The sequence below is a fragment of the Micromonospora sp. C31 genome, from assembly GCF_018070575.1.
In the GTDB taxonomy this organism is placed as follows: Bacteria; Actinomycetota; Actinomycetes; order Mycobacteriales; family Micromonosporaceae; genus Micromonospora.
The window spans coordinates 67,904-91,162 of sequence record NZ_JAGPXN010000016.1; the positions used below are offsets into that span (position 1 = coordinate 67,904).

The 23,259-nt window shown below is 73.8% G+C and carries 25 protein-coding genes and 1 riboswitch; of the genes, 16 read left to right on the forward strand and 9 right to left on the reverse strand.

Annotation, left to right across the window (positions count from 1 at the left end; all coding sequences use genetic code 11):
* The first annotated feature begins 21 nt into the window (after positions 1-21).
* The 6 genes from KBX06_RS20540 (at position 22) to KBX06_RS20565 (ending at position 5,583) form a co-directional block, all read left to right on the forward strand.
* Complete coding sequence (locus tag KBX06_RS20540; RefSeq protein WP_210837559.1) at positions 22-1,071, forward strand: PhoH family protein; 1,050 nt, start codon at positions 22-24, stop codon at positions 1,069-1,071.
* Between the two features lie 15 nt (positions 1,072-1,086).
* Entirely contained in the window at positions 1,087-1,560 is a 474-nt protein-coding gene (gene ybeY, locus KBX06_RS20545; RefSeq protein ID WP_210837561.1) for an rRNA maturation RNase YbeY, read from the forward strand.
* The gene (locus tag KBX06_RS20550) at positions 1,536-2,948 is read left to right on the forward strand and encodes a hemolysin family protein (RefSeq protein WP_210837691.1); all 1,413 of its coding nucleotides are present in this window, start codon (positions 1,536-1,538) and stop codon (positions 2,946-2,948) included. Before ybeY ends, KBX06_RS20550 begins: the two co-directional genes overlap by 25 nt.
* Positions 2,941-3,327 carry a cytidine deaminase gene (locus tag KBX06_RS20555; RefSeq protein ID WP_210837563.1) on the forward strand — a complete coding sequence of 129 codons (387 nt, stop codon included), beginning with the start codon at positions 2,941-2,943 and terminating at the stop codon, positions 3,325-3,327. The genes KBX06_RS20550 and KBX06_RS20555 overlap by 8 nt, the downstream gene beginning before the upstream one ends.
* Before the next feature lie 61 nt (positions 3,328-3,388).
* Positions 3,389-4,285 (forward strand): GTPase Era, encoded by an 897-nt coding sequence (era, locus tag KBX06_RS20560; protein WP_210837565.1) that lies wholly within the window; start codon positions 3,389-3,391, stop codon positions 4,283-4,285.
* 179 nt (positions 4,286-4,464) lie between these two features.
* The gene (locus KBX06_RS20565; RefSeq protein WP_210837567.1) at positions 4,465-5,583 is read left to right on the forward strand and encodes an acyltransferase; all 1,119 of its coding nucleotides are present in this window, start codon (positions 4,465-4,467) and stop codon (positions 5,581-5,583) included.
* On the opposite strand, the gene KBX06_RS20570 is transcribed toward KBX06_RS20565, so the two are convergent.
* Positions 5,570-6,400, reverse strand: a complete 831-nt coding sequence (locus KBX06_RS20570) for a DUF4097 family beta strand repeat-containing protein (RefSeq protein WP_210837569.1) — start codon at positions 6,398-6,400, stop codon at positions 5,570-5,572. The genes KBX06_RS20565 and KBX06_RS20570 overlap by 14 nt on opposite strands.
* 100 nt (positions 6,401-6,500) lie before the next feature.
* On the opposite strand from KBX06_RS20570, the gene recO reads away from it, so the two are divergent.
* The 3 genes from recO to KBX06_RS20585 all read left to right on the forward strand — a co-directional run bounded on the left by recO (position 6,501) and on the right by KBX06_RS20585 (position 8,437).
* Complete coding sequence (gene recO / locus KBX06_RS20575) at positions 6,501-7,358, forward strand: DNA repair protein RecO (protein ID WP_210837571.1); 858 nt, start codon at positions 6,501-6,503, stop codon at positions 7,356-7,358.
* A 52-nt stretch (positions 7,359-7,410) separates the two neighbouring features.
* Positions 7,411-8,187 (forward strand): isoprenyl transferase, encoded by a 777-nt coding sequence (locus KBX06_RS20580; protein WP_210837693.1) that lies wholly within the window; start codon positions 7,411-7,413, stop codon positions 8,185-8,187.
* A 64-nt stretch (positions 8,188-8,251) separates the two neighbouring features.
* Positions 8,252-8,437 carry a hypothetical protein gene (locus tag KBX06_RS20585; protein WP_210837573.1) on the forward strand — a complete coding sequence of 62 codons (186 nt, stop codon included), beginning with the start codon at positions 8,252-8,254 and terminating at the stop codon, positions 8,435-8,437.
* Positions 8,438-8,571: 134 nt separating this feature from the next.
* Here the strand turns inward: KBX06_RS20585 and gndA are convergent, their stop codons facing one another.
* Positions 8,572-10,014: an NADP-dependent phosphogluconate dehydrogenase gene (gene gndA, locus KBX06_RS20590; protein WP_210837695.1), complete on the reverse strand. Its 1,443-nt coding sequence runs from the start codon at positions 10,012-10,014 to the stop codon at positions 8,572-8,574.
* Between the two features lie 502 nt (positions 10,015-10,516).
* Between gndA and KBX06_RS20595 the strand changes: the two genes are divergently transcribed.
* Complete coding sequence (locus KBX06_RS20595) at positions 10,517-10,753, forward strand: hypothetical protein (RefSeq protein WP_210837575.1); 237 nt, start codon at positions 10,517-10,519, stop codon at positions 10,751-10,753.
* An 80-nt stretch (positions 10,754-10,833) separates the two neighbouring features.
* Here KBX06_RS20595 and KBX06_RS20600 read toward each other — a convergent pair whose 3' ends face one another.
* From KBX06_RS20600 to KBX06_RS20610, 3 genes are all read right to left on the reverse strand, one after another.
* The gene (locus KBX06_RS20600; protein WP_210837577.1) at positions 10,834-11,634 is read right to left on the reverse strand and encodes an energy-coupling factor transporter transmembrane protein EcfT; all 801 of its coding nucleotides are present in this window, start codon (positions 11,632-11,634) and stop codon (positions 10,834-10,836) included.
* 200 nt (positions 11,635-11,834) lie between these two features.
* Positions 11,835-13,250, reverse strand: coding sequence for an ABC transporter ATP-binding protein (locus tag KBX06_RS20605; RefSeq protein ID WP_210837579.1), 1,416 nt, complete (start codon positions 13,248-13,250; stop codon positions 11,835-11,837).
* A 124-nt stretch (positions 13,251-13,374) separates the two neighbouring features.
* The gene (locus KBX06_RS20610) at positions 13,375-13,968 is read right to left on the reverse strand and encodes an ECF transporter S component (protein ID WP_210837581.1); all 594 of its coding nucleotides are present in this window, start codon (positions 13,966-13,968) and stop codon (positions 13,375-13,377) included.
* A 71-nt stretch (positions 13,969-14,039) separates the two neighbouring features.
* A riboswitch (TPP riboswitch) is annotated at positions 14,040-14,145 on the reverse strand.
* A 201-nt stretch (positions 14,146-14,346) separates the two neighbouring features.
* Between KBX06_RS20610 and KBX06_RS20615 the strand changes: the two genes are divergently transcribed.
* The 6 genes from KBX06_RS20615 to KBX06_RS20640 all read left to right on the forward strand — a co-directional run bounded on the left by KBX06_RS20615 (position 14,347) and on the right by KBX06_RS20640 (position 20,635).
* On the forward strand, positions 14,347-15,348 hold the full coding sequence (locus tag KBX06_RS20615) for a permease (protein ID WP_307854703.1): 1,002 nt from the start codon (positions 14,347-14,349) through the stop codon (positions 15,346-15,348).
* Positions 15,345-16,124: a TIGR03943 family protein gene (locus tag KBX06_RS20620; RefSeq protein WP_210837583.1), complete on the forward strand. Its 780-nt coding sequence runs from the start codon at positions 15,345-15,347 to the stop codon at positions 16,122-16,124. The genes KBX06_RS20615 and KBX06_RS20620 overlap by 4 nt, the downstream gene beginning before the upstream one ends.
* A 96-nt stretch (positions 16,125-16,220) precedes the next feature.
* A complete protein-coding gene (locus KBX06_RS20625) occupies positions 16,221-17,051 on the forward strand; it encodes an alpha/beta fold hydrolase (protein ID WP_210837585.1) in 831 nt (276 codons plus the stop codon).
* A 55-nt stretch (positions 17,052-17,106) separates the two neighbouring features.
* On the forward strand, positions 17,107-17,871 hold the full coding sequence (locus KBX06_RS20630) for a sugar isomerase domain-containing protein (protein ID WP_210837587.1): 765 nt from the start codon (positions 17,107-17,109) through the stop codon (positions 17,869-17,871).
* Positions 17,872-17,990: 119 nt separating this feature from the next.
* Positions 17,991-18,494 (forward strand): DUF6328 family protein, encoded by a 504-nt coding sequence (locus KBX06_RS20635; RefSeq protein WP_210837589.1) that lies wholly within the window; start codon positions 17,991-17,993, stop codon positions 18,492-18,494.
* A gap of 110 nt (positions 18,495-18,604) precedes the next feature.
* Positions 18,605-20,635 (forward strand): acyl-CoA dehydrogenase family protein, encoded by a 2,031-nt coding sequence (locus tag KBX06_RS20640; protein WP_374225660.1) that lies wholly within the window; start codon positions 18,605-18,607, stop codon positions 20,633-20,635.
* 216 nt (positions 20,636-20,851) lie between these two features.
* Here KBX06_RS20640 and KBX06_RS20645 read toward each other — a convergent pair whose 3' ends face one another.
* The 4 genes from KBX06_RS20645 to KBX06_RS20660 form a co-directional block, all read right to left on the reverse strand.
* On the reverse strand, positions 20,852-21,457 hold the full coding sequence (locus tag KBX06_RS20645; RefSeq protein ID WP_210837593.1) for a hypothetical protein: 606 nt from the start codon (positions 21,455-21,457) through the stop codon (positions 20,852-20,854).
* A 190-nt stretch (positions 21,458-21,647) separates the two neighbouring features.
* Positions 21,648-22,040, reverse strand: a complete 393-nt coding sequence (locus tag KBX06_RS20650; RefSeq protein WP_210837699.1) for a transcriptional repressor — start codon at positions 22,038-22,040, stop codon at positions 21,648-21,650.
* A 2-nt stretch (positions 22,041-22,042) separates the two neighbouring features.
* Entirely contained in the window at positions 22,043-22,342 is a 300-nt protein-coding gene (locus tag KBX06_RS20655; RefSeq protein WP_088998913.1) for a metalloregulator ArsR/SmtB family transcription factor, read from the reverse strand.
* Positions 22,343-22,385: 43 nt separating this feature from the next.
* Positions 22,386-23,258: a metal ABC transporter permease gene (locus tag KBX06_RS20660; protein ID WP_210837595.1), complete on the reverse strand. Its 873-nt coding sequence runs from the start codon at positions 23,256-23,258 to the stop codon at positions 22,386-22,388.
* Position 23,259: the final 1 nt, after the last annotated feature.

Sequence of the window (23,259 nt, forward strand, 5' to 3'; positions counted from 1 at the left end):
CAGGGCCCCTCGGCCCGACCTATGACCGGCACCCCACCTCCCGGCCCGCCCCGGGTGCAGACCAGGATCACCGTCCCGGATTCCAAGATCATGGTCAACCTGCTCGGCGCGGGTGACGAGATCCTGCGACTGGTCGAGCGCTCCGTCGACAGCGACGTGCACGTCCGGGGCAACGAGATCACCATCACCGGCGCCCCCGCCGACAACGCCCTCGCCGAACGGATCTTCAGCGAGCTGCTGGAACTCATCGAGAAAGGCGAGACCCTGACCACTGACGCCGTCCGGCGTACCGTCGGCATGCTCGAGCAGGGCGGCGCCGAGCGGCCCGCCGAGGTCCTGACGCTCAACATCCTCTCCCGGCGCGGCCGCACCATCCGCCCCAAGACGCTGGGGCAGAAGACCTACGTCGACGCGATCGACGCGCACACGATCGTCTTCGGCATCGGCCCCGCGGGCACCGGCAAGACCTACCTGGCGATGGCGAAGGCCGTCCAGGCGTTGCAGGCCAAGCAGGTCAACCGGATCATCCTGACCCGGCCGGCGGTCGAGGCGGGGGAGCGGCTCGGCTTCCTGCCCGGCACGCTCAACGAGAAGATCGACCCCTACCTGCGCCCGCTCTACGACGCGCTGCACGACATGCTCGACCCGGATTCCATCCCCAAGCTGATGGCGGCGGGCACGATCGAGGTGGCGCCGCTGGCATACATGAGGGGGCGCACGTTGAACGACGCGTTCATCATCCTCGACGAGGCGCAGAACACCACGCCCGAGCAGATGAAGATGTTCCTCACCCGGCTCGGCTTCGGTTCCAAGATCGTCGTCACCGGTGATGTCACCCAGGTGGACCTTCCCGGCGGCACGACCAGCGGCCTGCGGGTGGTCCGGGAGATCCTGGAGAACGTCGAGGACGTGCACTTCGCCCAGCTCTCCAGCTCCGACGTGGTCCGTCACCGGCTGGTCGGGGAGATCGTCGACGCATACGCCCGGTGGGACGAGAATCAGCAGGCGCAGAGCGTGCACGCCGTGCCCGGGCGGTCCGCCCAGGGCGGCCGGGCCGGCCGGCGCCGCTAGACCGAGGGAAGACTGTTGTCCATCGAGATCGCCAACGAGTCGGGTGTCGACGTCGACACCGACGCCGTGCTCGCCGTCGCCCGGCACGCCCTCGACGAGATGGGGGTCAACCCCCTCGCCGAGCTCTCCGTGCTGCTGGTCGACATCGACTACATGACCGAGCTCAACCACCGGTGGATGGGCGGCGACGGCCCGACCGACGTGCTCGCCTTCCCCATGGACGAGGGCAGCGTCGACCACGGGCCCGGCGAGACGTCCGCCGCCGGCGGCGAGCCCGCGCTGCTCGGCGACATCGTGCTCTGTCCGGAGGTGGCGGCCAAGCAGGCCGCCACGGCCGGTCACACGGCCGCCGACGAGTTGCACCTGCTCACCGTGCACGGCGTGCTGCACCTGCTCGGCTACGACCACGCCGAGCCGGAGGAGGAGCGGGAGATGTTCGCCCTCCAGGCCCGGCTGCTGGCGAGCTGGCGGTCGACCCGGTCCCGGTGATGACCACCTCGACACTGGCGGCCGGCGCCACCGGCCTGCCCGACCTGCAACTGCTGGTCTTCGCGGCCGGCCTGGTGGTGCTGGCCGGCCTGATCGCCATGACAGAGGCGGCGCTCGCCGCGGTCTCGCCCGCCCGCGCCGCCGAGCTGGCCCGCGACGGCGTGCGGGGCGCACGGACGCTCCAGGTCGTCGCCGGGGACGTGGTCCGCCACCTCAACCTGCTGCTGCTGCTGCGGCTGCTCGCCGAGCTGACCGCCACCACCCTGGTGGCCCTGGTCGCGGTGGACACCTTCGGCGCGGGCTGGCGCGCGGCGCTGGTCACGGCCGGCGCGATGACCGTGATCAGCTTCGTGGTGGTCGGCGTCGGCCCCCGGACCATCGGCCGGCAGCACGCGTACGTGGTGGGGCGCTCCGTCGCCCCGCTGGTGCGCTGGCTGGGCCGGGCGCTCAACCCGCTCGCCTCGCTGCTGATCCTGATCGGCAACGCGGTCACGCCGGGCCGGGGCTTCCGGGAGGGGCCGTTCGCCACCCAGGTGGAGCTGCGCGAGCTGGTCGACCTGGCCGAGCAGCGCGGCGTCGTGGAGCACGGTGAGCGGCAGATGATCCACTCGGTCTTCGCGCTCGGCGACACCATCGCCCGCGAGGTGATGGTGCCGCGTACGGAGATGGTGTGGATAGAGGAGCGCAAGACGCTCTCCCAGGCGCTGGCGCTCTTCCTGCGCTCCGGCTTCTCCCGGATCCCGGTCATCGGTGAGAGCGTCGACGACGTGCTCGGCGTGCTCTACCTCAAGGACCTGATCCGGCACACCCAGGGCGGCGCCGCGGAGGACCGGCGGCTCCCGGTCGCCGAGCTGATGCGCCCCGCCACCTTCGTGCCCGAGTCCAAGCCGGTCGACGACCTGCTCTCGGAGATGCAGGCCGCCCGCAACCACCTGGTCATCGTCGTCGACGAATACGGCGGCACCGGCGGGCTGGTCACCATCGAGGACATCCTGGAGGAGATCGTCGGGGAGATCACCGACGAGTACGATGTCGAGCGCCCGCCGGTCGAGCACCTCGACGACGGGGCGGTGCGGGTCACCGCGCGGCTCCCCGTGGAGGACCTGGGCGAGCTGTTCGACACCGATCTCCCCACCGACGAGGTGGAGACCGTCGGCGGCCTGCTCGCCCAGTCCCTGGGCCGGGTCCCGATCCCCGGGGCGCAGGCCGAGGTCGCCGGGCTCCGGCTGATCGCCGAGGGCACCACCGGCCGCCGCAACCGGATCGACACCGTGCTGGTCAGCCGGGCGGAGTCGACCGACACCCAGAACGGCCCGGGCCGCGGCGGACACGCCGAGTCCCGGGACCATCCGAACCGATCCGAGGAGAGGCAACCCGCCGATGCCTGAGTCACCCGCCGTACCGGCCGCCCGGCCCACCCCGTCCGACCCGGTCGAGCTGAGCGCCGAGGACGGCAAGCTGGTCGTGCTGGCGCGGGGCGCGCGTGGTCGGGTGGGCGCCGTGGAGGGCGCGGCGGTCCGCGACCAGGACGGCCGGACGTACGCCGCGGCCAGTGTCTCGTTGCCGTCGCTGACGATCACCGCGCTCCAGCTCGCGGTGGCCTCGGCGGTCGCGGCCGGCGCGACCCGGCTGGAGGCCGCCGCGGTGGTCACCGAGGCGTCGACGCTGGACGGTGCCGGGCACGCGGCGGTACGCGACCTCGCCGCGGACGCGCCGATCCACGTGGCCGCCCCGGACGGGGCCGTCCTGGGCACGGTGGTCGAGTGAGCGGGCGGACCGTGGGGCGGCGTGGCGTGGCGCCGCGGCCCTCCCGGGGCGGGACGGCGGCGTGAACGACCTCCAGCCGCGCCCCTACCGGGCCGGGTTCGCCTGTTTCGTCGGCCGGCCGAACGCCGGCAAGTCGACGCTGACCAACGCGATCGTCGGGCAGAAGATCGCCATCACCTCGAACAAGCCGCAGACGACCCGGCACATCATCCGGGCCGTCCTGCACCGCCCGGAGTCCCAGCTCGTGCTGGTCGACACACCGGGTCTGCACCGTCCCCGTACGCTGCTGGGCGAACGCCTCAACGACCTGGTCCGGCAGACCTGGAGCGAGGTCGACGTGATCGGCCTCTGCATCCCGGCGGACGAGCCGATCGGGCGGGGCGACCGGTTCATCACCGGCGAGCTGGCCGAGCTGAAGGCCACCGTGCTGGCGGTGGTCACGAAGACCGACCTGGTGGACCGCAAGCGGCTGGCCGAGCAACTGCTCGCGGTCAGCGAGCTGGGCGAGTTCGCCGAGGTGGTGCCGGTCAGCGCGGTCTCCGGGCACCAGGTGGACATTCTGGTCGACGTGATGACGGGTTACCTGCCCGAGTCGCCGCAGCTCTACCCGGACGACATGCTCACCGACGACCCGGAGCAGGTGCTGGTCGCCGAGCTGATCCGGGAGGCCGCCCTGGAGGGCGTCCGCGACGAACTGCCGCACTCCATCGCGGTGGTCGTCGAGGAGATGATCCCCGAGGGCCAACTGATGAAGATCTACGCCGACCTGTACGTCGAACGGCCCAGCCAGAAGGCGATCGTGATCGGCCACCGGGCGAGCCGGCTCAAGCACGTCGGCACCACGGCCCGCCGGCAGATCGAGGAGCTGCTCGGCTCCCGGGTCTACCTCGACCTGCACGTCCGGGTGGCGAAGGACTGGCAGCGGGATCCGAAGCAGCTGCGCAAGCTGGGCTTCTGAGGCCGGCGCCGGGGCACGCGGGTGTCCCGGCCCCGGCGCGGCCCGCCCGGTGCCTGACCGTTGCCGGCCGGGAGTATGGGAGACGTCACGTTCTGGTGGGATCCCTTCTGTTTGCCGTGACTGGCGCGGAGGGTAGGGGGTAGGACAGCCCCCGTATCCCCGGACATAGATTCAGGCTGATGCGAAACCGATACCTGGACCTGCTCCGCTTCCTGGCCATCGTCCGAGTCGTCGTCTACCACGTCACCGGTTGGGCCACGCTGACGCTCGTCTTCCCGGCGATGTCGGTGATGTTCGCGCTCGCCGGCTCGATGATGGCGGCCTCGCTGCACCGGTGGGGGCCGGGGGCGGTCGTCCGCCGCCTGCGCCGCCTGTTGCCGTCGCTCTGGGTGCTCGCCGCCGTCTTCGTGCCCGCCATGCTGCTCACCGGGCTGCCCCTGAGCCCGAAGGTGCTGCTCTGGCTCTTCCCCATCGCCGACCCGCCGGCCAACGGCTGGGGTGCGATCGCGCTCAGCGTGATCTGGTACCTGCGCGACTACCTCTGGTTCGTGCTCGCCTCGCCGGTGGCCCTGTGGCTGTTCCGGCGCGCCCCGGTGCCCACCCTGGCCGCTCCGTACGCCCTGCTCGCGGCGGCCGAGCTGGGCCTGCTCCCGGCGCTGCCGGTGGCGCTGCACCAGTTCGGGCTCTACTTCGGAGCCTGGCTGCTCGGCTTCGCCCACCAGGCCGGCATGCTGCGCCGCCTGAGCAACCGGGTGCTGGTGCCGGTCGCGCTGACCCTCGCCGCCGCCGGCGCAGCCTGGATCTTCACCCACCCCGGTCCCCGCGGGTACGACCTGAACGACAATCCCCTCGGCAACGCCCTCTGGTCGGCCGCCTTCATCCTCGTGCTGCTCGGTCGGGGCCCGGCGAGCGCGTCCTGGGTGGACCGCAGCGCCGCGTTCGGCCGGGTGGTGACCGTGTTCAACCGGCGGGCGCTCACCGTCTACCTGTGGCACATGCCGTTCGTGGTGGCGCTCACCCCGCTGGTCGACGTGGTTGGCTGGTCGCATCAGGACCCGCTCGGCCTGGCGATCCGGGTGGTGCTCGTCTTCGCGCTGGTCGCGGCGGTGACCGCCCTGGTCGGCTGGGTGGAGGACGTGGCGGCCCGCAGGCCGCCGGAGCTGGTCCCCGGCCGCATCCGCCCCGGCCCGGGAGCCGTTCACCCGCTCGCCCAGCGGCCGGTCGACGGCGCGGCCACCGGGCGGGCGACGGTCCCGGCACCCCGGGAGCCGGAGACCGTCGAGATCAGCGCTGGGTGACCGTCACGTTGCCGCTGCCGGTGCGGACGTCGATCACCAGCGTGGCGGCCGGGTCGTCGGTGACGCCCAGGTCGGCGTCGTCGCCGTCGGTGCTGGAGCGGACCCGGTAGCGGCCCGTCGGCACGACCAGCTCGATGTTCCCGCTGGAGGCGTGCACCCGCGCCGAGGCGGGCGTCGTGAGGTCGACGGTGATGTCACCGGAGCCGGCCTCGGCGTCCACCCCGCCGTCGAGGCGGTGCCCGAGGATGTCGCCCGACGAGGTGCGCAGCGTGGCCGCGCCCGCCGCCTCGACGACCTCGACGTTGCCGGAGCCGGTCTCCGCGCGGACGGGCCCGCTGGCGCCGGCCACCCGGATGTTGCCGGAGCCGGTCTCCGCGCGGACGGGGCCGCTCGCGGCGGTCACCTGTATGTTGCCGGAGCCGAGCCGCATCTCCACCGGGCCCACCTTGCTCAGGTCGACGTCACCGGAGCCGGTCTCGCCCTTCACGCTCACCCCGTCGGGGGCGGTGACCTCGTAGGAGACGCTGCACCGGGAGCCGCAGTCGGTGTCCAGCACCAGTTCGGTGCCCTTGATCTCGTACGTCGTGCCGGGCTGGCCGCCCTGGTAGCGCACCACCCGCTTGATCCGCACCTCGTCCTGCGCGCCGATGGCGCGTACGGTCACGTCGCCGGCTCCCGGGAGCACCCGGATGCTGCTGATCCGGACGGCCTCGGTGTTGTCGTAGTCGAGCCGGCGGAAGGACAGGTTGTCGCACCCGGCGGCGACGATCAGGGTGGTGGCCGCAGCGAGCGCGGCGGCGGTGCGGTGCAGGGCCATGCGAGCACGCTACGAGGCGTGACGCGCCCCGCGCATCGGGGTTCCGCGCATGGACACCCCGAGCTGACCCTGATTCCGCACCCCGAGAGAGAATGGTCCGATGGCCGGGTACCGCCGACAGCTCTACCGCGACGACGCGGTGGTCCTGCGCGTGCAGAAGCTCGGCGAGTCCGACCGGATCATCACCCTGCTCAGCCGCCGGCACGGCCGGCTGCGCGCGGTGGCCCGGGGGATCCGCCGCACCAGCAGCAAGTTCGGGGCCCGGCTGGAGCCGTTCGGCCACGTCGACCTCCAGCTCGCCGGCGACCCGAAGGGCAACCACGGCAGCTCGCTGCACACGGTCAGCCAGGTCGAGGGCATCGACCTCTACGGCAAGCGGTTCCTCGGCGACTATTCCCGCTACACGGCCGCCAGCGCGATCGCCGAGACCGCCGAGCGGCTCACCCCCGTCGAACGGGAGCCGTCGCTGCGGCTGTTCCAGCTCACCCTGGGCGCGCTGCGCGCGCTCGCCGCGGGCAGCCACGCCACCACCCTGGTGCTCGACGCGTACCTGCTGCGCGGCATGACGCTGGCCGGCTGGGCGCCGGCGCTGACCGCCTGCGCCGTGTGCGGGACGCCGGGGCGGCACCGGGCGTTCTCCGTACCGGCCGGGGGTGCGGTCTGCCCGGACTGCCGGCCGCCCGGCGCGGCCCATCCCGCCCCGGCCACCGTCGACCTGATGTCCGCGCTGACCACCGGCGACTGGCGGGTCGCCGACGCCACCGAGGCCGGCGTACGCCGGGAGTGCAGCGGCCTGGTCGCGGCGCACCTGCAGTGGCACCTGGAGCGCGCGCTACGCTCGCTGCCGCTGGTCGACCGGGGCGCCCCGACGGCCGGCCCGGTCCCGCCGTCCGGCGGTGGCGTGACCGGCCCGGTTCCGCCGTCGCTTGGCGTCGGGCCGGGAACGGACGGCGTGTGAGCAGGGGGAGGACCGAGTGATCCGATCGTTGAGGGCCGGGCGTCGTGAGCCGGTGCCGCCGACACCGCACCCGTCGGGCGCCCGGCCGCCGGCGCTGCCCGCCGACGCGGTGCCGAAGCACGTCGCCGTCGTGATGGACGGCAACGGCCGGTGGGCCAAGGAGCGCGGGCTGCCCCGCACCAAGGGCCACGAGGCGGGCGAGTTCTCCCTCTTCGACACGGTCGAGGGCGCCATCGAGATGGGCATCCCCTACCTGTCGGCGTACGCCTTCTCCACGGAGAACTGGCGGCGCTCGCCGGACGAGGTCCGGTTCCTGATGGGCTTCAACCGCGACGTCATCCGCCGCCGCCGCGACCAGCTGGTCGACCTGGGGGTGCGGGTGGTCTGGTCCGGCCGGGCCGGCCGGCTGTGGAAGAGCGTCATCTCCGAGTTGCAGACGGCCGAGGAGATGTCGCGGGGCAACTCGACGCTGACGCTCCAGTTCTGCGTCAACTACGGCGGGCAGGCCGAGATCGCCGACGCCGCCGCCGCCATCGCCCGCGACGTCGCGGCGGGCCGGCTCGACCCGGAGAAGGTCACCGAGAAGACCGTCGCGAAGTACCTCTACCACCCGGAGATCCCCGAGGTGGACCTGTTCCTGCGGCCCTCCGGCGAGGAACGGATCTCCAACTTCCTGCTCTGGCAGACCGCGTACGCCGAGCTGATCTTCCTCGACACGCTCTGGCCGGACTTCGACCGCCGGCACCTCTGGTACGCCTGCGAGCTGTACGCCCAGCGGGACCGGCGCTTCGGTGGCGCGCTGCCCAACCCGGTCGCCCCGCCGAGCTGAGGCTTACCGCCCGGTCGTACGGGGTATCACGGTCCTCAGCAGCCACCGACGGAGGTGAACCCACATGATCCAGAAGCGTATTGCCCAGTGGGCGATGATGGCGGTCGCTGTACCGCTGGCGGCGGGCGGCGCGCGCCGGCTCAGCCGCACCCTGGAGGCCCGCCGTGGCCCGACCGGGATCAGCCGCCTGCTCACCAAGGGCGCCGACATGCTCCGCCCGCAGAAGGCCAAGCGCCGCCGCTTCTTCTGACCACCCACCCACGACCCGACCCCCGACCCGCTCGCCGATCATGCAGTAGTGGTGCCCCGCGAAAGGCCCGTACCGGTGCCTTCCGCCCGCCCACCGGAAGTGCATGATCGACTCGCGGGTCGGGGGTTCGCGCGTCAGGCCTCGATCTCGGCACGGTCGGCGGGCCAGCGGGTGTGGAAGGTGCCCTCGCGGTCCACGCGCTGGTAGGTGTGCGCCCCGAAGTTGTCCCGCAGCCCCTGGATCAGGGCGGCGGGCAGCCGCTGCGCGCGCAGCGCGTCGAAGTACGCCAACGACGACCCGAACGCGGGGACGGGCACCCCGGCCCGGGCGGCCTCGGCCACCACCCGCCGCCAGCTCGGCACCCCGTCGTCGACGGTGCCGGCGAACCACGGCGCCACCAGCAGCGTCGGCAGGTCGGGCCGCTCGTCGTACGCCTGGCGGATGCGGTCGAGGAAGCGGGCCCGGATGATGCAGCCGCCCCGCCAGATCGTCGCGGTGCCGCCCAGGTCGATGCCCCAGTCGTACTCCGTAGAGCCGGCGCGGATATGGTCGAAGCCCTGCGCGTACGCGACGATCTTCGAGGCGAGCAGGGCGCGGCGGACGTCCTCGACGAAGGCGTCGGAGTCCTCGACCCGCCAGCCGGTGCCCGCGTCCGGGAACGCCAGGCGGGCCGCCTCGCGCTGGTCGGCGTGCCCGGAGAGCGACCGGGCGAAGGTCGCCTCGGCGATGCCGGTGATGGGGATGCCCAGCTCCAGCGCGCTCTGCACCGTCCAACGGCCGGTGCCCTTCTGCTCGGCGCGGTCCAGCACGACGTCCACGAACGGCCGCCCGGTGGCCGCGTCGGTGTGCGCGAGCACGTCGGCGGTGATCTCGATCAGGAAGGACTCCAACTCGCCGGAGTTCCAGCCACGGAAGATCTCCGCGATCTCCGCCGGCTCCGCGCCCAGCCCGGCCCGCAGCAGGTCGTACGCCTCGGCGATGAGCTGCATGTCGGCGTACTCGATGCCGTTGTGCACCATCTTGACGAAGTGCCCGGCGCCGTCCGGCCCGATGTGCCGGCAGCACGGCACCCCGTCCACCTGGGCGGCGATCTGCTCGAAGATCGGCCCGAGCGTGCGGTACGACTCCGCGGATCCGCCCGGCATGATGCTCGGGCCGCGCAGGGCGCCCTCCTCGCCGCCGGAGACGCCGGTGCCGACGAAGTGCAGGCCGTGGCTCCGCAGCGCGTCCTCCCGCCGGCGGGTGTCGGCAAAGTGCGCGTTGCCGCAGTCCACGACGATGTCACCGGCGTCGAGCAGCGGGACGAGCTCGTCGACGACCGCGTCGGTGGGCCCGCCCGCCTTGACCATCACGATGACCGCCCGGGGCCGCTCCAGCGACGCGACGAAGTCGGCCATCGACTCGGCGGGCACGAACGTCCCCTCGTCGCCGTGCTCCGCCACGAGGCTGCGGGTACGCTCCGGCGAGCGGTTGTGCACCGCCACGGCGAAGCCGTTGCGGGCCAGGTTGCGGGCCAGGTTCCGGCCCATCACCGCCAGCCCCGTCACGCCGATCCGCGCCGTCGCCCGCCCGGTCATCCGCCCGCCCTCCGCCGTCGACACCCGCCGCTGCGACCGTATCGCGGGCACGGCGGGCCGGAGGCGGGTCGGCCGTTCCGCCACCACCGCGTGCTCCGCTGCCCCATCTCGCTGGCCGGGGCCACGCCCAGCGACGAGCGGCGGGCGCCCCGGCACCGTGGCCACGCAGGGGCGTCGGGGCGGGGCCGAGGGCGTCGTAACCGGCCCGCCGCCGATCGTGCCGGTAATTCGGCTGCGCGCGACCGGACGGGCGGTTAGTGTGTGGGCATGCGTAACTGACGCCCCACCTCCGAGCCGACCCGCCGCTGCTGGCCGCGGGTCCGCGTGCTCCCGGGCGTCCGCATTCCGCACTTGCCCCCGAGGCGGCGGTGTTCCTCGTGGTCGATCCCGGGCAGCAGTTCCGATCCCGCCCGACCGTCACGCGACGGTCGCCGAACGAGGCGGGCCCCGCGCACCGGGCGTCGCTCCGGTGCGGAAGAGCCCGCAGACGAGGAGGCACCGGATGCCCGCCAGGCGCAACCCGAAGAAGTCCCGTACCACCGTCCCCACGCCGTCCGTGGCGGACCTGACGCCCGTCAACCTCGACGAGGTGGCGGTCGCGCCGGTCGTGCCGGCGCTGCCGGTCGACCGGCCGGCGGCGCCGCAGGCCGGTCCGCCAGCCACCGGTGCCGGTCGTGCCGGCGCGATGCGCGGCCAGAAGGCCGGGCAGGCCCGCCGGTACGCCTTCCGGCGCAGCTGACGGTGCCGGCCGGGTGGAGCCGCCGCGGCCGGCGGCTCCACCCGGCCCCCCTCGCCCGGAGGACGCGTCAGGCGGGCGGCTCAGCCGATCAACGGGCGGAAGGTGCCGAGCAGCACGCTCACGGTCAGCGCGGCCCCGGCGAGCACCGCCGCGCCGGCGATCAGCAGGCCGTCGGCGGCGACGAAGCGCTGCCGCCGGGCGACGGTGCGCGGAATCCCGGCGTCGAAACCGCGGGCGTCCATCGCCACGGCCAGCCGGGTGCCCCGGCGGATCGCCCCGACCAGCAGCGCGAAGGCCGTCGAGACGAACAGCCGCAGCTTCGCCAGCGGGTTGCGGCCGGCCTCGACCCCCCGCGCGCGACGGGCCATGGAGATCATCTGCCACTCCTGTCCCAGTAGCGGCACGAGCCGGAACGCGGCCAGCGCCCCGATGGCGAACCGGGCGGGCGCCTTCGCGTTCTGGATCAGCGCGTCCGCCAGGTCGGTCGGGTCGGTGGTGGCGAAGACGATCACACCGGGCAGCGCCACCGCGAACATGCGCAGCACCAGGCCCAGCGCGGTGAGCAGCACCCCGGAGGTGACCACCGCCGGGCCGGCCTCGACCAGCACCCGACCGGAGCGCTCGGCCGCGAAGAGCACCAGCGTCACCACCACGCCGACGGCGCCGACGAGCAGCGGCCAGGCCCGCCGCGCCAGCACCCGCAGGCGAACCCCGAACAGCGGCAGCAGGGCCAGCTCGACGGCGATCGCGATGGCCGGGGCCACCGGGTCCAGGGTGGCGATCAGAATGAACGAGAAGACCAGCGCCGCGGCGAGCTTGGCCACCGGGTTGCGCCGGGCCAGCGGCGCCTCCGGCGCGGCGACCGGCTCGAAATTGATCACGCCCGCTCCAGGGTGAGGCGGCGGTCCGGGTGGGTGGCCGGTGCAGCGACCGGTTCGGGGCTGCTCACGGGCGTTCCAGGGTGAGGCGGCGGTCCGGGTGGGTGGCCGGTGCGGCGACCGGTTTGGGGCTGCTCACGGGCGTTCCAGGGTGAGGCGGCGGTCCGGGTGGGTGGCCGGTGCGGCGACCGGTTCGGGGCTGCTCACGGGCGTTCCAGGGTGAGGCGGCGGTCCGCCAGGGCGGCGACGAACTCCGGGTCGTGGGTGACGGCGACCAGGCCGTGCCCGGCGTCGCGTAGTTCGGCGAAGAGGTCCACCAGCTCCAGCCAGGTGCGCCGGTCCTGACCGAAGGTCGGCTCGTCGCAGACGAGCAGGCGGGGCGCGGTGGCCAGGGCGGTCGCCACGCTCAGCCGCCGAGCCTCCCCGCCGGAGAGGGTGTACGGGTTGGCGGCGGCGAGCTTCGTCAGCCGCAGCCGGGACAGCAGAGCGTCGACCGTGGACCGCACCGCCGCCTCGGGCTGGCTGGTGCGGCGCGGGCCGAGAGCCAGCTCGTCGAAGACGGTGTTGGTGACGAACTGGTGCTCCGGGTTTTGGAAGACCGAGCCGATCCGGCGGGCCAGTGCCGGGGCACGCCAGCGGTGCGGGGGAGTGCGCTCGTCGCCGCCGGCCAGTGCCGTCGTCGCCGCGACCCGGCCCGTCCGAGGCTTGAGCAGGCCACCGAGCAGCAGCGCGAGGGTCGACTTGCCGGCCCCGTTGGGCCCGACGACGGCGAGCGCCTCGCCGGCGCGTACCGCCAGGTCGACGGCGGCCAGCCGGGGCGGCAGGCCGAGCCGGTCGGCGGTGAGCAGCACGTCGCCGGGCGGGGTGGTGGCGTGCCGGGGCGGCACCGGGCGGCCGGGCACCCAGACGCCCTCGTCGGCGAGCGCGTCGCCGTGTGTGCCGAAGACGGCCTCGGGCGTGCCGTCGGCGCGGACGCCGCCACCGGGTTCGAGCACGACCACCCGGTCGACCAGCGACAGCGCCTCGGCGACCCGGTGCTCGACCAGGATCAGCGTGGTGTCGGCGTCCAGCGCGCCGGCCACGGCCGCCCGGATCAGCGCCGCGCCGGTCGGGTCGAGGTTGGCGGTCGGCTCGTCGAGCAGCAGCAGGCCGGGGCGCAGCGCCAGCACCCCGGCCAGGGCGAGCCGCTGCTGCTCGCCGCCGGAGAGGGCGGCGGTGGGCCGGTCCCGGGGGTACGGGAAGCCGACCCGGGTGAGCGCCTCGTCGACGCGGGGCCAGATCTCCCCGGCGGGGGTGCCGCGGTTCTCCAGCCCGAACGCCACGTCGTCGCCGCTGCGGGCCATCACGAGCTGGGTCTGCGGGTCCTGGAAGACGATGCCCACCCGCTCCTGCCCCTTGCGGGGGTCGAGCCCGTCGATCTCGACGGTGCCCTCCTGCTCGCCCGAGTCCTCGGGCAGCAGCCCGGCCAGCGCGGCGAGCAGCGTGCTCTTGCCGGCGCCGGAGGGGCCCAGCAGCAGCACCCGCTCGCCGGCCTCGACACGCAGGTCCACCCCGCGTACGGCCCACGCCCGTCGCCCGGCGTGCCGCCACCCGAACCCCCGCAGCGTCACCGCCCCCACGCCAACCCCTCCCTCCCGCCCCGCCCACCCCGCCCGCAGTCGTTGATCATGAAGTTGTTGTCGTTCGGCACGGCGTGTCGTGACAACAACTTCATGATCAACGCATCCTGGGTGGATGGGTGGGTCAGATTAGGGGGCGGGTGCGGGCGGACGGGAAGCGGTCCAGCGCACCCGTGGTGGCGAGGGCGCGGGTCAGGGCCCAGCCGCCGGCACCGGCGACGACGGTGGCGCTGACGATGGTGAGCAGGGCGTAGGGGATCCGGTAGCTGCCCAGGGCGTACTCGCTGTTCCAGACGAAGAAGTCGAACAGGGCCGCGCCGAGGCCGGTCAGCGCGCCGGCGAGCAGCGCGGTGGGCAGCCGGAACGAGCGGTAGCGGAACGCGGCGAAGGCCAGCTCGGCGCCGAGCCCCTGGATCAGGCCCTGGACGATGGTGACGCCGCCCCACTCCGAGCCGAGCAGCGCGGAGACCGTCGCCGCCACCGCCTCGCAGAAGAGCGCCGCGCCGGGCTTGCGGATCACCAGGCCGCCCAGGACGGCCGGGACCAGCCACACGCCGTACATGATCGCCTGGCCGGCGGGGAAGAACGCGAACGCCGGGTCGACGGCCCGCCACAGCAGGCCCCAGGCCCAGAAGATGACGCCGAAGGCGACCGCGATCACCGCGGCGACGACGACGTCGACCGTACGCCACCGGGTGGCGGTGTTGTTGTCTCGCATGATGCTCCCAGTCCCGAACGAGAACCAGGAGAAGACGCACGCCGCGCCCGGACGTGCCGGACGTCGACGCGGCTGGAGGTCGACCGAACTCCCTGCGCTGGCATTACCCAGATCAGGTTCGAGGGTCTGCGGGCGGTGCCCGCACTCTCAGCGCTGTGCGCTCCCCTGTCGGATGTGAAGTTGTCGTGCCGACGCTAACACCTTCGAAGATCATCGAGCAAAGTGATCTTTGCGCAGCTCACCGGCGCGCACGATCGACGCGGTCGATTCCGCCCCGGTACTCTCGGGCGGCCACTGGGAACCCGGCAGAGGGACACGGACGTGACATCCGAGGCTGAGCGCCGCGCGCCGGACGGGCCGCACCCGGGCGCGGTGGGCGTGACCGCCCAGGGCGTACGCGAGAAGACGCCGGCGGCGCCCCGCGGCCCGGACCGGCGGGTCGGGTCGGTGGAGGTGCTCGCCGGTCTGCTGATCCTGCTGGTCGTCTTCCGCGACCCGCTCGCCCGCGCCCTGTCGGCGCCCCGGTTGCAGACCTGGACCACCGTCTTCGTCTCGGTCCTGGTGCAGGCGGTGCCGTTCCTGGTCTTCGGGGTGGTGCTCTCCGCGGTGATCGCGGTCTTCGTGCCCCGGTCGTTCTGGGCCCGGGCGCTGCCGCGTCATCCCGCGCTCGCGGTGCCGGTGGCCAGCGCGGCCGGCGTGGTGCTGCCCGGCTGCGAGTGCGGGGCGGTGCCGATCGCCGGGTCGCTGATCCGGCGCGGGGTCACCCCGGCCGCCGCCCTGGCGTTCCTGCTCGCCGCCCCGGCGATCAATCCGATCGTGCTCACCGCCACCGCCGTGGCCTTCCCGGACGACCCGGCGATGGTGCTCGGCCGGGCCGTCGCGAGCCTGCTCGTCGCGATGGCCATGGGCTGGCTGTGGCTGCGCCTCGGCCGGGCCGACTGGATCCGGCTGCCGCGCCGGCCGGAGCTGGACGACAGCTCGCGCGGCCGGGCGTTCTGGGGGGCCGTCCGGCACGACGTCACGCACGCCGGCGGGTTCCTGGTGATCGGCGCGGCCGCCGCCGCCACGATCAACGTCGTGGTGCCCGAGCGCTGGTTGCAGACCCTCGCCGACGAGCCGGTGCTCTCGGTGCTCGCGCTGGCCGCGCTGGCGGTGCTGCTCTCGCTCTGCTCCGAGGCGGACGCCTTCGTCGCGGCCTCGCTGTCGCAGTTCTCGCTGACTTCCCGACTGGTGTTCCTGGTGGTGGGGCCGATGGTCGACCTGAAGCTCATCTCGATGCAGGCCGGGGTCTTCGGCCGGCGGTTCGCGCTACGGTTCGCCCCGACCACCTTCGTGGTGGCCGTCGCGGTGGCCGTCGGGACCGGGGCGGTGCTGCTGTGAACCGGCAGGCGCAGGCGGTCGTCCTGCTGCTGCTGGGGGGCGCGGTGATCCGGGCCAGCCTCACCGACCTGCACCTGCGCTACGTCAAGGAGGGACTGCGGCCCTTCCTGGTCGCCGCCGGCCTGCTGCTGGTGGCCGCCGCGGTCATGACCCTCTACTACGAGCTGCGCCCGCTGCTGCGCCGCACGCCTGCCGGCCACCACGACGGCCACCACGCCCAGGGCGACCAAGGCGGCCACCACGCCCAGGGCGACCACGACGGCGGGCACGGCCACCACGAGCCGCGGGTCGGCTGGCTGCTCATCCTGCCCGTGCTGGGCCTGCTGCTGGTCGCCCCGCCGGCCCTGGGCTCGTACGCGGCCGGGCAGGCCGGCACCGCCGTCTCCACCCGCCAGCAGCCGTCCGACTACCCGCCGCTGCCCGACGGCGACCCGGTGCGGATCGCCGTGCTCGACTACGCCTCCCGGGCCCTGTTCGAACGGGGCGCCTCGATCGGCGACCGCCGCGTCCAACTCAGCGGTTTCGTCACCACCGGCGCCGACGGCCGGCCGCTGCTGGCCCGGATGGTGCTCTCCTGCTGTGCCGCCGACGGCCGGCCGGTCAAGCTGGGCCTGACCGGCGCAGCCCCCGACGGGTTGGCCGACGACACCTGGATCGAGGTGACCGGCCGCTACAGCGACCGCATCGCCCGCGACCCGGTCAACGACGCCGAGATCCCCTACCTGGACGTGGAGTCCTGGCGGCAGGTGCCCGTTCCCCGGCAGCAGTACGAGTGACCGGCGGCGACCCGGCGGGGCCGGTCCGGACGGAACCGCCGACGTGGGCGGGCAGCTTGCGGGCGGCCGGGTGCGGCGCTGGGTAGGCTCACGATCATGCGGATCGAGGCCCGAGGATTGACGTTCGACGTTCGCGCCGGCGGACCGGAGGGCGGCACGCCCGTCCTGTTGCTGCACGGCTTTCCCCAGCACGGCGGGGAGTTCGACGGCGTGGTGCCCGCGTTGCACGCCGCGGGCCTGCGCACGTACGCGCCGGACCAGCGCGGCTACTCGCCGGGCGCGCGACCGGAGGCGGTCGAGGCCTACCGGCTGCCGGAGCTGGTCGCCGACGTGCTGGGCCTGCTCGACGCGCTGGGCGTCGACGCGGCACACCTGGTGGGGCACGACTGGGGTGCGATCGTGGCGTGGGCCGTCGCGGCCCACCATCCCGACCGGGTCCGCACGCTGACCGCGGTCTCGGTGCCGCACCCCGCCGCCATGGCCCGGGTGCTGGCCGAGGACGCCGGGCAGAAGGCGCGCTCGGCGTACATGGCGCTGTTCCGCAAGCCCGGCAAGGCGGAGAAGGCGCTGCTGGTGCTGGGCGCGACCGGGCTGCGCCGGATGTTGCACGGGGTCGGCGACGACGCGCGGGTGGCCGCGTACGCGAACCCGATGCGCGAGCCGGGCGTGCTGACCGCCGCGCTGAACTGGTACCGCGCCATGTCCCGCCGGGACCTGACCTCCGTCGGGCCGGTGACGGTGCCGACCACGTACGTGTGGAGCGGTCGCGACATCGCGGTCGGCCGGACCGCCGCCGAGGCGTGCGCCGGGCACGTGACGGCCGACTACCGCTTCGTCGAGTTGCCCCGGGTGAGCCACTGGATCCCCGACGAGGCGCCCGCCGCGCTGGCCGAGGCGATCCTGGCCCGGGTGCACGACCCGGTCTGACCCGCCCGCGACGTCGCCCGGCGGACGCCGGGCCCCACCCCGACGGAGGTACGACATGGACGGGACTGACACGCCCGTGAGCGCCGAGGAGTTCCTGGCCGTGGTGACCGCCACGATCAACCGGGTGGCCGAGAGCCAGCGCGAGGCGGTGGGGCGGGCCGCCGACCTGATCGCCGAGGCGGTACGCGCCGACGGCGTGGTCCACGCGTTCGGCACGGGCCACTCCGAGGCGCTGGCCATGGAGATCGCCGGGCGGGCCGGCGGGCTGGTCCCGACGAACCGGATCGCCCTGCGGGACCTGGTGCTCGTGGGCGGCGCCCCGGCGAACGTGCTCGGGCCGCTGCTGGAGCGCGATCCGGCGGTGGCGCACCGCCTCTACGAGCTGGCGCCGGTCGGCCCCCGGGACGTCTTCGTGCTCGCCTCCAACTCCGGCGTGAACGGCGCGATGGTCGAGTTCGCCTCGCTGGTCAGGGAGAAGGGCCACGGGCTGGTCGCGATCACCTCGGCACAGCACTCCGGGCAGATGACGTCCCGCCATCCGTCGGGTCGCAGGCTCGCCGACTTCGCCGACGTGGTGCTCGACAACGGCGCCCCGTACGGCGACGCGACGCTGCCGCTGCCCGGCGGCGGCGCGGTCGGCGCGGTCTCGTCGATCACGGCCGCGTTGCTGGCGCAGCAGATCACGGTCGAGGTGGTGGCCCGCCTGCTGGCGGCGGGGGAGCGGCCCCCGGTCTACCTGTCGGCCAACATCGCCGGGGGCGACGAGCACAACAGCGCCCTGGAGGCCCGGTACGCGGGCCGGATCCGGCGCGGCTCCTGACGATCCCGGAACGGCCCCGGACAGTGACGTGAGTCGGTTTCGCGCGTGAGCCGGTGGGGCATCAGCGATGCTGCCGCCGGCCGCCCCCGCCGGCAGTACCGTCTGACCGGAGGTAGCGCGTGTCCAAGGAAACCGAGAAGCAGCGCTGGCAGCGCAACTTCGCCGACCTGCTCCAGGAACTGCGGGTCGCCCAGACCGGCGTGCAGATTCTCTTCGCCTTCCTCCTCACCCTTCCGTTCAGCAGCGGCTTCACCCGTACGACGCAGTTCCAGAAGGACATCTACATCGTCGCGCTGCTGGCGGCCGCCGCCGCCACCGCGATGATCATTTCGCCGGTGGCGTTCCACCGGGCGCTGTTCCGGCAGGGCCGCAAGCCGGAGCTCGTGCGCTTCGCGCACCGCATGGCCAGCGGTGGCCTCGCCTTCATGCTGATCTCGATGGTCAGCGCGGTGCTGCTGATCACCGACTTCGTGCTGGACCGCAGCGTCGCCTTCGTGCTCAGTGGACTCGCCGGACTCTGGTTCCTCACCTTCTGGGTGTTCCTGCCGTTCTCCCGGCGCAACTGGGGCGAGGACGACGACGATGACGACGATGACGACGAGCCGCGTTCGCTCGCGGACTGACACGACGCAACTCGATATTTACCGAACGCTACCCCTGGGTAACACCCGGGGGTAGCGTGCTGTTTGTCGAGCACGTTGACGCATCCGGACCAAGGTTCGAGGAGGCCGCCGTGACCACGACAGAGAACAGCCGACCCGCGTCCGACGGAACAGGCGACGACCGGCCGGCGACGACCGCCGACGGCCCGCCGACGGCCGGCACGGCCGGGGCGCTGCCGACGGAGGCCGGCCAGGTCTCCGAGAAGGAGGCCCGGCAGGTCGCCGAGGCGGCCCGGGAGTCCACCTGGGACCGGCCCAGCTTCGGCAAGGAACTCTTCCTCGGCCGGTTCCGGCTCGACCTGATCGACCCCTGGCCGCGCTCCGACCCCGCGGACGTCGCCCGCGCCGACGAGTTCCTCGGCCGGTTCCGCGACTTCCTCACCGCCGAGGTGGACGGTGCCGCGATCGAGCGGGACGCGGCCATCCCGGACGAGGTGTTCCAGGGCCTGGCCCGGCTCGGCGCGTTCGGCATGAAGATCGACCGGTCGTACGGCGGGCTCGGGCTCAGCAACCTGCACTACTGCCGGGCGCTCATGCTGGCCGGTTCCATCAGCCCGGCCCTCGGCGCACTGCTCTCCGCGCACCAGTCCATCGGGGTGCCGCAGCCGCTCAAGATGTTCGGCACCGCCGAGCAGAAGCAGCGCTTCCTGCCCCGGCTCGCCGCCGGTGAGGTCTCCGCGTTCCTGCTCACCGAGCCGGACGTCGGCTCCGACCCGGCCCGGCTGGGCACCACCGCCGAGCCCACGCCCGACGGCACCGGCTACCGGCTCAACGGCGTGAAGCTGTGGGCCACCAACGGCACCGTCGCCACCCTGCTCGTGGTGATGGCCCGGGTGCCCGCCACCGAGGGGCGGCGCGGCGGGATCACCGCCTTCGTCGTCGAGGGCGACAGCGAGGGCATCACGGTCGAACGGCGCAACGCCTTCATCGGCCTGCGTGGCCTGGAGAACAGCCTGACCCGCTTCCACGACGTCTTCGTACCGAAGGAGAACGTCATCGGCGGCGAGGGCAAGGGCCTGAAGATCGCCCTGACCACCCTGAACACCGGGCGACTGTCGCTGCCGGCCATGTGCGTCGGGGCCGGCAAGTGGGCGTTGAACGTGGCCCGGGGGTGGGCCGTCGACCGGGTGCAGTGGGGGCGGCCCGTGGGCGAGCACGAGGCGGTGGCCCAGAAGCTCTCCTTCATCGCCGCGACGACGTACGGCATGGAGACCATGCTGGACCTCTGCTGCCTGCTCGCCGACGACGACCGCAACGACATCCGGATCGAGGCGGCGCTGGTCAAGCTCTACGCCAGCGAGATGGCCTGGAAGATCGCCGACGAGCTGGTGCAGATCCGCGGCGGTCGCGGCTACGAGACGGCCGACTCGCTCGCCGCCCGGGGCGAGCGACCCGCCGCCGTCGAGCAGATGCTGCGCGACCTGCGGATCAACCGCATCTTCGAGGGCTCCACCGAGATCATGCACCTGCTCATCGCCCGGGAGGCGGTCGACGCGCACCTGTCGGTCGCCGGCGACATCATCGACCCGGACGCCGGGCTGGGCCGCAAGGCGAGGGCCGGTGCGCGGGCGGGCGCCTTCTACGCGAAGTGGCTGCCCACCCTCGCCGTCGGCCGGGGGCAGCGCCCGTCGGCGTACGCCGAGTTCGGCCCGCTGGCCGGTCACCTGCGGCAGGTGGAGCGCGCCTCGCGCAAGCTGGCCCGGTCGACGTTCTACGCGATGTCCCGCTGGCAGGGGAAGATGGAGCGCAAGCAGGCGTTCCTCGGCCGGGTGGTGGACATCGGCGCGGAGCTGTTCGCGATGTCCGCGGTCTGCGTACGCGCCCACGCCGAGCGGGAGGCCCGGCCCGAGAACGTGGAACTGGCCGACCTGTTCTGCCGGCAGGCCCGGGTCCGCGTCGACGCGCTCTTCAACGCCCTGTGGGACAACACCGACTCCGTCGACACGCTCGCCGCGAAGCGGATCCTCGCCGGGCGCTACGCCGCCCTGGAGGACGGCGTGATCACCCCCGCCGACGACCTGCCGTGGGTGGCCCGCTGGTCGCCGGGCCCGTCCACCACCGACGACGTCCGCCGCCGCATCCCGCCCGCACCCTCCCGTTGACCCCTGCCCCCCGATCCGGGTCGATCGTGCAGCTGGGGTGCCCCACGAAAGGGGCGAGTCCGACCGTCCCGGCCACCACAACTGCATGATCGCCTGGGCCTGGGCCTGGGCCTGGGCCTGGCCTGGGGCTGGGCCTGGGCTGGGCCTCGGCCGGGCCTGGGCCGGGGCTGGGCTGGGGCCGGGCCCAGGGGCCTGGGGCCTGGGCGGGGGCGGGGGTCAGCGGGTGGGTTTCAGGCCCAGGTGGTGTAGTTCCAGTGCGGCCAGTGCGTCGACGGTGGCGTGGTCGCCGCGTCGCCACGCCTCGGCCACGTCGGGCGCGATCCGGGTCAGCCGCCCCAGCGGCTGGGTGGCCAGCGCGCGCAGGGCGAGCAGGTCCCGGCCGGCGGGAGCGGCGGCCAGCTTCGCGGCCGAGGCGGCCCGGCGCATCCAGCGCACCCGCAACGGCAGCCAGCCGAAGAGCACCAGGCCGAGCGGGAAGACCAGCACGGCGACGGCCAGCGCGAGGGCGAGTTGATCGACCAGTTCCTGCTGGTCCCGGCCCGCCTCGGCGAGCGACCGGGCGGCGGTGGCGGCCCGCTCGAACGGCGCGGTCAGCTCGTCGCCGACCAGCGGCACCCGGCCGACCTTGCTGCCGGCCTCGGCCAGGTTGTCGGCCAGGCCGCCGCCGGCACCCTCCAGCTTCTGCCCCGGTACGGCGAGTTTCTGGACCAGGTCGTGCAGCCACAGCGCGCCACGGATCGCTCCGTACACCCAGGCGACGACGAGCAGGTCGGTGATCAACTGTCGGACGGCGGTCGGGAAACGATCGGCGTAGATCTTCACGCCGGACAGCGTGCCACGCGCGCGGGGCCCCTGGCACGCGGCACGAACGGCGGCGCACCGCGGGGCCGGCGGACGGCGCACCGCGGGGCCCGGCGGACGGCGCACCGGGCGGACCGGCACCCCCGCTCGACGACGGACGGGATCAGCCCGTGCGGGCCGGGCAGGATCAGCCCGTGCGGACCGGACGGGATCAGCCCGTGCAGGCCGGGCAGGTGCCGAAGATCTCCAGCGTGTGGCTGACGTCGGCGTAGCCGTGCTTTGCCGCGACCCGCTCGGCCCAGTTCTCCACCGTCGGCCCCGCGACCTCCACCGTGCGGCCGCAGGACCGGCAGACCAGGTGGTGGTGGTGGCCCTCGCTGCACCGGCGGTAGAGGTGCTCGCCGCCCGGCGGGCGCATCACGTCGATCTCGCCCGTGTCGGCGAGCCCCTGGAGGGTGCGGTAGACGGTGGTCAGCCCGACCCGCTCGCCGCGCTCGCGCAGCATCGCGTGCAGGTCCTGCGCGCTGTGGAAGCCCTCCAACTCGCCGAGCAGCGCGCTCACCGCCGAGCGCTGCCGGGTGTTGCGGACCGTGGCACCCGTCATGATCATGATCCCTCCCCGGCGTGGCTCACCGCGTCGGCCACGATGTGTGCCACGTGCTCGTCGACCAGCGCGTACGCGATCTCGCGACCCCGCCGGGAGCCGCGCACCACGCCGGCGCCCCGCAGCACCCGCAGGTGCTGGGAGACCAGCGGCTGCGCGGCACCGAGCTTGTCGACCAGCTCGTGCACGCAGCGCTCGCCCTCGGCGAGCTCGCTGACGATGGCCAGCCGGATCGGCGCCGAGAGGGCACGCAGCAGCTCGCTGGCGCCCTCGAAGGCGTCGTAGCCTGATCCGTCGGTCACCCCGTAACGGTAACCAATCCCACCGACGCTTCGCTGAGCAGGATCAGTGGAGCACGACCTCGTGCGGCTCGGGCTCGGGCGCGGGCGCGGCCTCCGGGGTGCGCCGCCGGCGCAGCACCCGCCACGCCGCGCCGAGAATCGCGACCACCCCGAACGAGGCGATCGCCATCAGCACCACCGAGGCACCGGGGGCGGTGTCGGCGTTCGCCGCCACCCAGACCCCGGCGCCGGCGGCGAAGAGCCCGAGCGCCATGGCCGCGGTCATCGTGCTGCGGAAACCTCGGGTCACCTGCTGCGCGGTCGCCACCGGCACCACCATCAGGGCGCTGATGAGCAGCACCCCGACGGCCCGCATGGCGATCGTGACGGTGACCGCGGTGGCCACGGCGAGCAGCAGGTTGAGCGTGCGCACCGGCAGGCCGGAGACCCGGGCGTACTCCTCGTCGTGGCAGACCGCGAACAGGGCCGGGCGCAGCGCCAGCATGGTCACCGCGATCGTCGCGCCGAGCACCGCGATGGTGGTCAGGTCCGCCGGCGTGATGGTGCTCAGCGACCCGAACAGGTAGGAGTTCAGGCTGACGCTGGTGCTGTCGGAGAGCCCGACCAGCGTCACGCCGCCGGCGATGCCGCCGTAGAAGAGCAGGGCCAGCGCCAGGTCGCCGGAGGTGCGTCCCCGCGCGCGGACCAGCTCGATGGTGACCGCGCCGGCGGTCGCCACGAGCACCGCGACGAGCACCGGTGAGCGGTTGAGCAGCAGGCCGGCACCGACGCCGGTGAGCGCCACGTGCCCCACCCCGTCGCCGATCAGGGCGAGGCGCCGCTGCACCAGGTAGATGCCGAGCGCCGGGGCGGCCAGACCGATGATCAGCGCCCCGATCAGGGCCCGCTGCATGTAGGGGTACTGGAAGAGTTCCATC

Bases quoted from the DNA above. Each gene is read 5' to 3' on its own strand.
- KBX06_RS20540 (WP_210837559.1), top strand. From the start codon at position 22: ATGACCGGCACCCCACCTCCCGGCCCGCCCCGGGTGCAGACCAGGATC.
- KBX06_RS20555 (WP_210837563.1), top strand. From the start codon at position 2,941: ATGCCTGAGTCACCCGCCGTACCGGCCGCCCGGCCCACCCCGTCCGAC.
- KBX06_RS20565 (WP_210837567.1), top strand. From the start codon at position 4,465: ATGCGAAACCGATACCTGGACCTGCTCCGCTTCCTGGCCATCGTCCGA.
- KBX06_RS20570 (WP_210837569.1), bottom strand. From the start codon at position 6,400: ATGGCCCTGCACCGCACCGCCGCCGCGCTCGCTGCGGCCACCACCCTG.
- recO (WP_210837571.1), top strand. From the start codon at position 6,501: ATGGCCGGGTACCGCCGACAGCTCTACCGCGACGACGCGGTGGTCCTG.
- KBX06_RS20585 (WP_210837573.1), top strand. From the start codon at position 8,252: ATGATCCAGAAGCGTATTGCCCAGTGGGCGATGATGGCGGTCGCTGTA.
- gndA (WP_210837695.1), bottom strand. From the start codon at position 10,014: ATGACCGGGCGGGCGACGGCGCGGATCGGCGTGACGGGGCTGGCGGTG.
- KBX06_RS20595 (WP_210837575.1), top strand. From the start codon at position 10,517: ATGCCCGCCAGGCGCAACCCGAAGAAGTCCCGTACCACCGTCCCCACG.
- KBX06_RS20610 (WP_210837581.1), bottom strand. From the start codon at position 13,968: ATGCGAGACAACAACACCGCCACCCGGTGGCGTACGGTCGACGTCGTC.
- KBX06_RS20625 (WP_210837585.1), top strand. From the start codon at position 16,221: ATGCGGATCGAGGCCCGAGGATTGACGTTCGACGTTCGCGCCGGCGGA.
- KBX06_RS20630 (WP_210837587.1), top strand. From the start codon at position 17,107: ATGGACGGGACTGACACGCCCGTGAGCGCCGAGGAGTTCCTGGCCGTG.
- KBX06_RS20650 (WP_210837699.1), bottom strand. From the start codon at position 22,040: ATGACGGGTGCCACGGTCCGCAACACCCGGCAGCGCTCGGCGGTGAGC.
- KBX06_RS20660 (WP_210837595.1), bottom strand. From the start codon at position 23,258: ATGGAACTCTTCCAGTACCCCTACATGCAGCGGGCCCTGATCGGGGCG.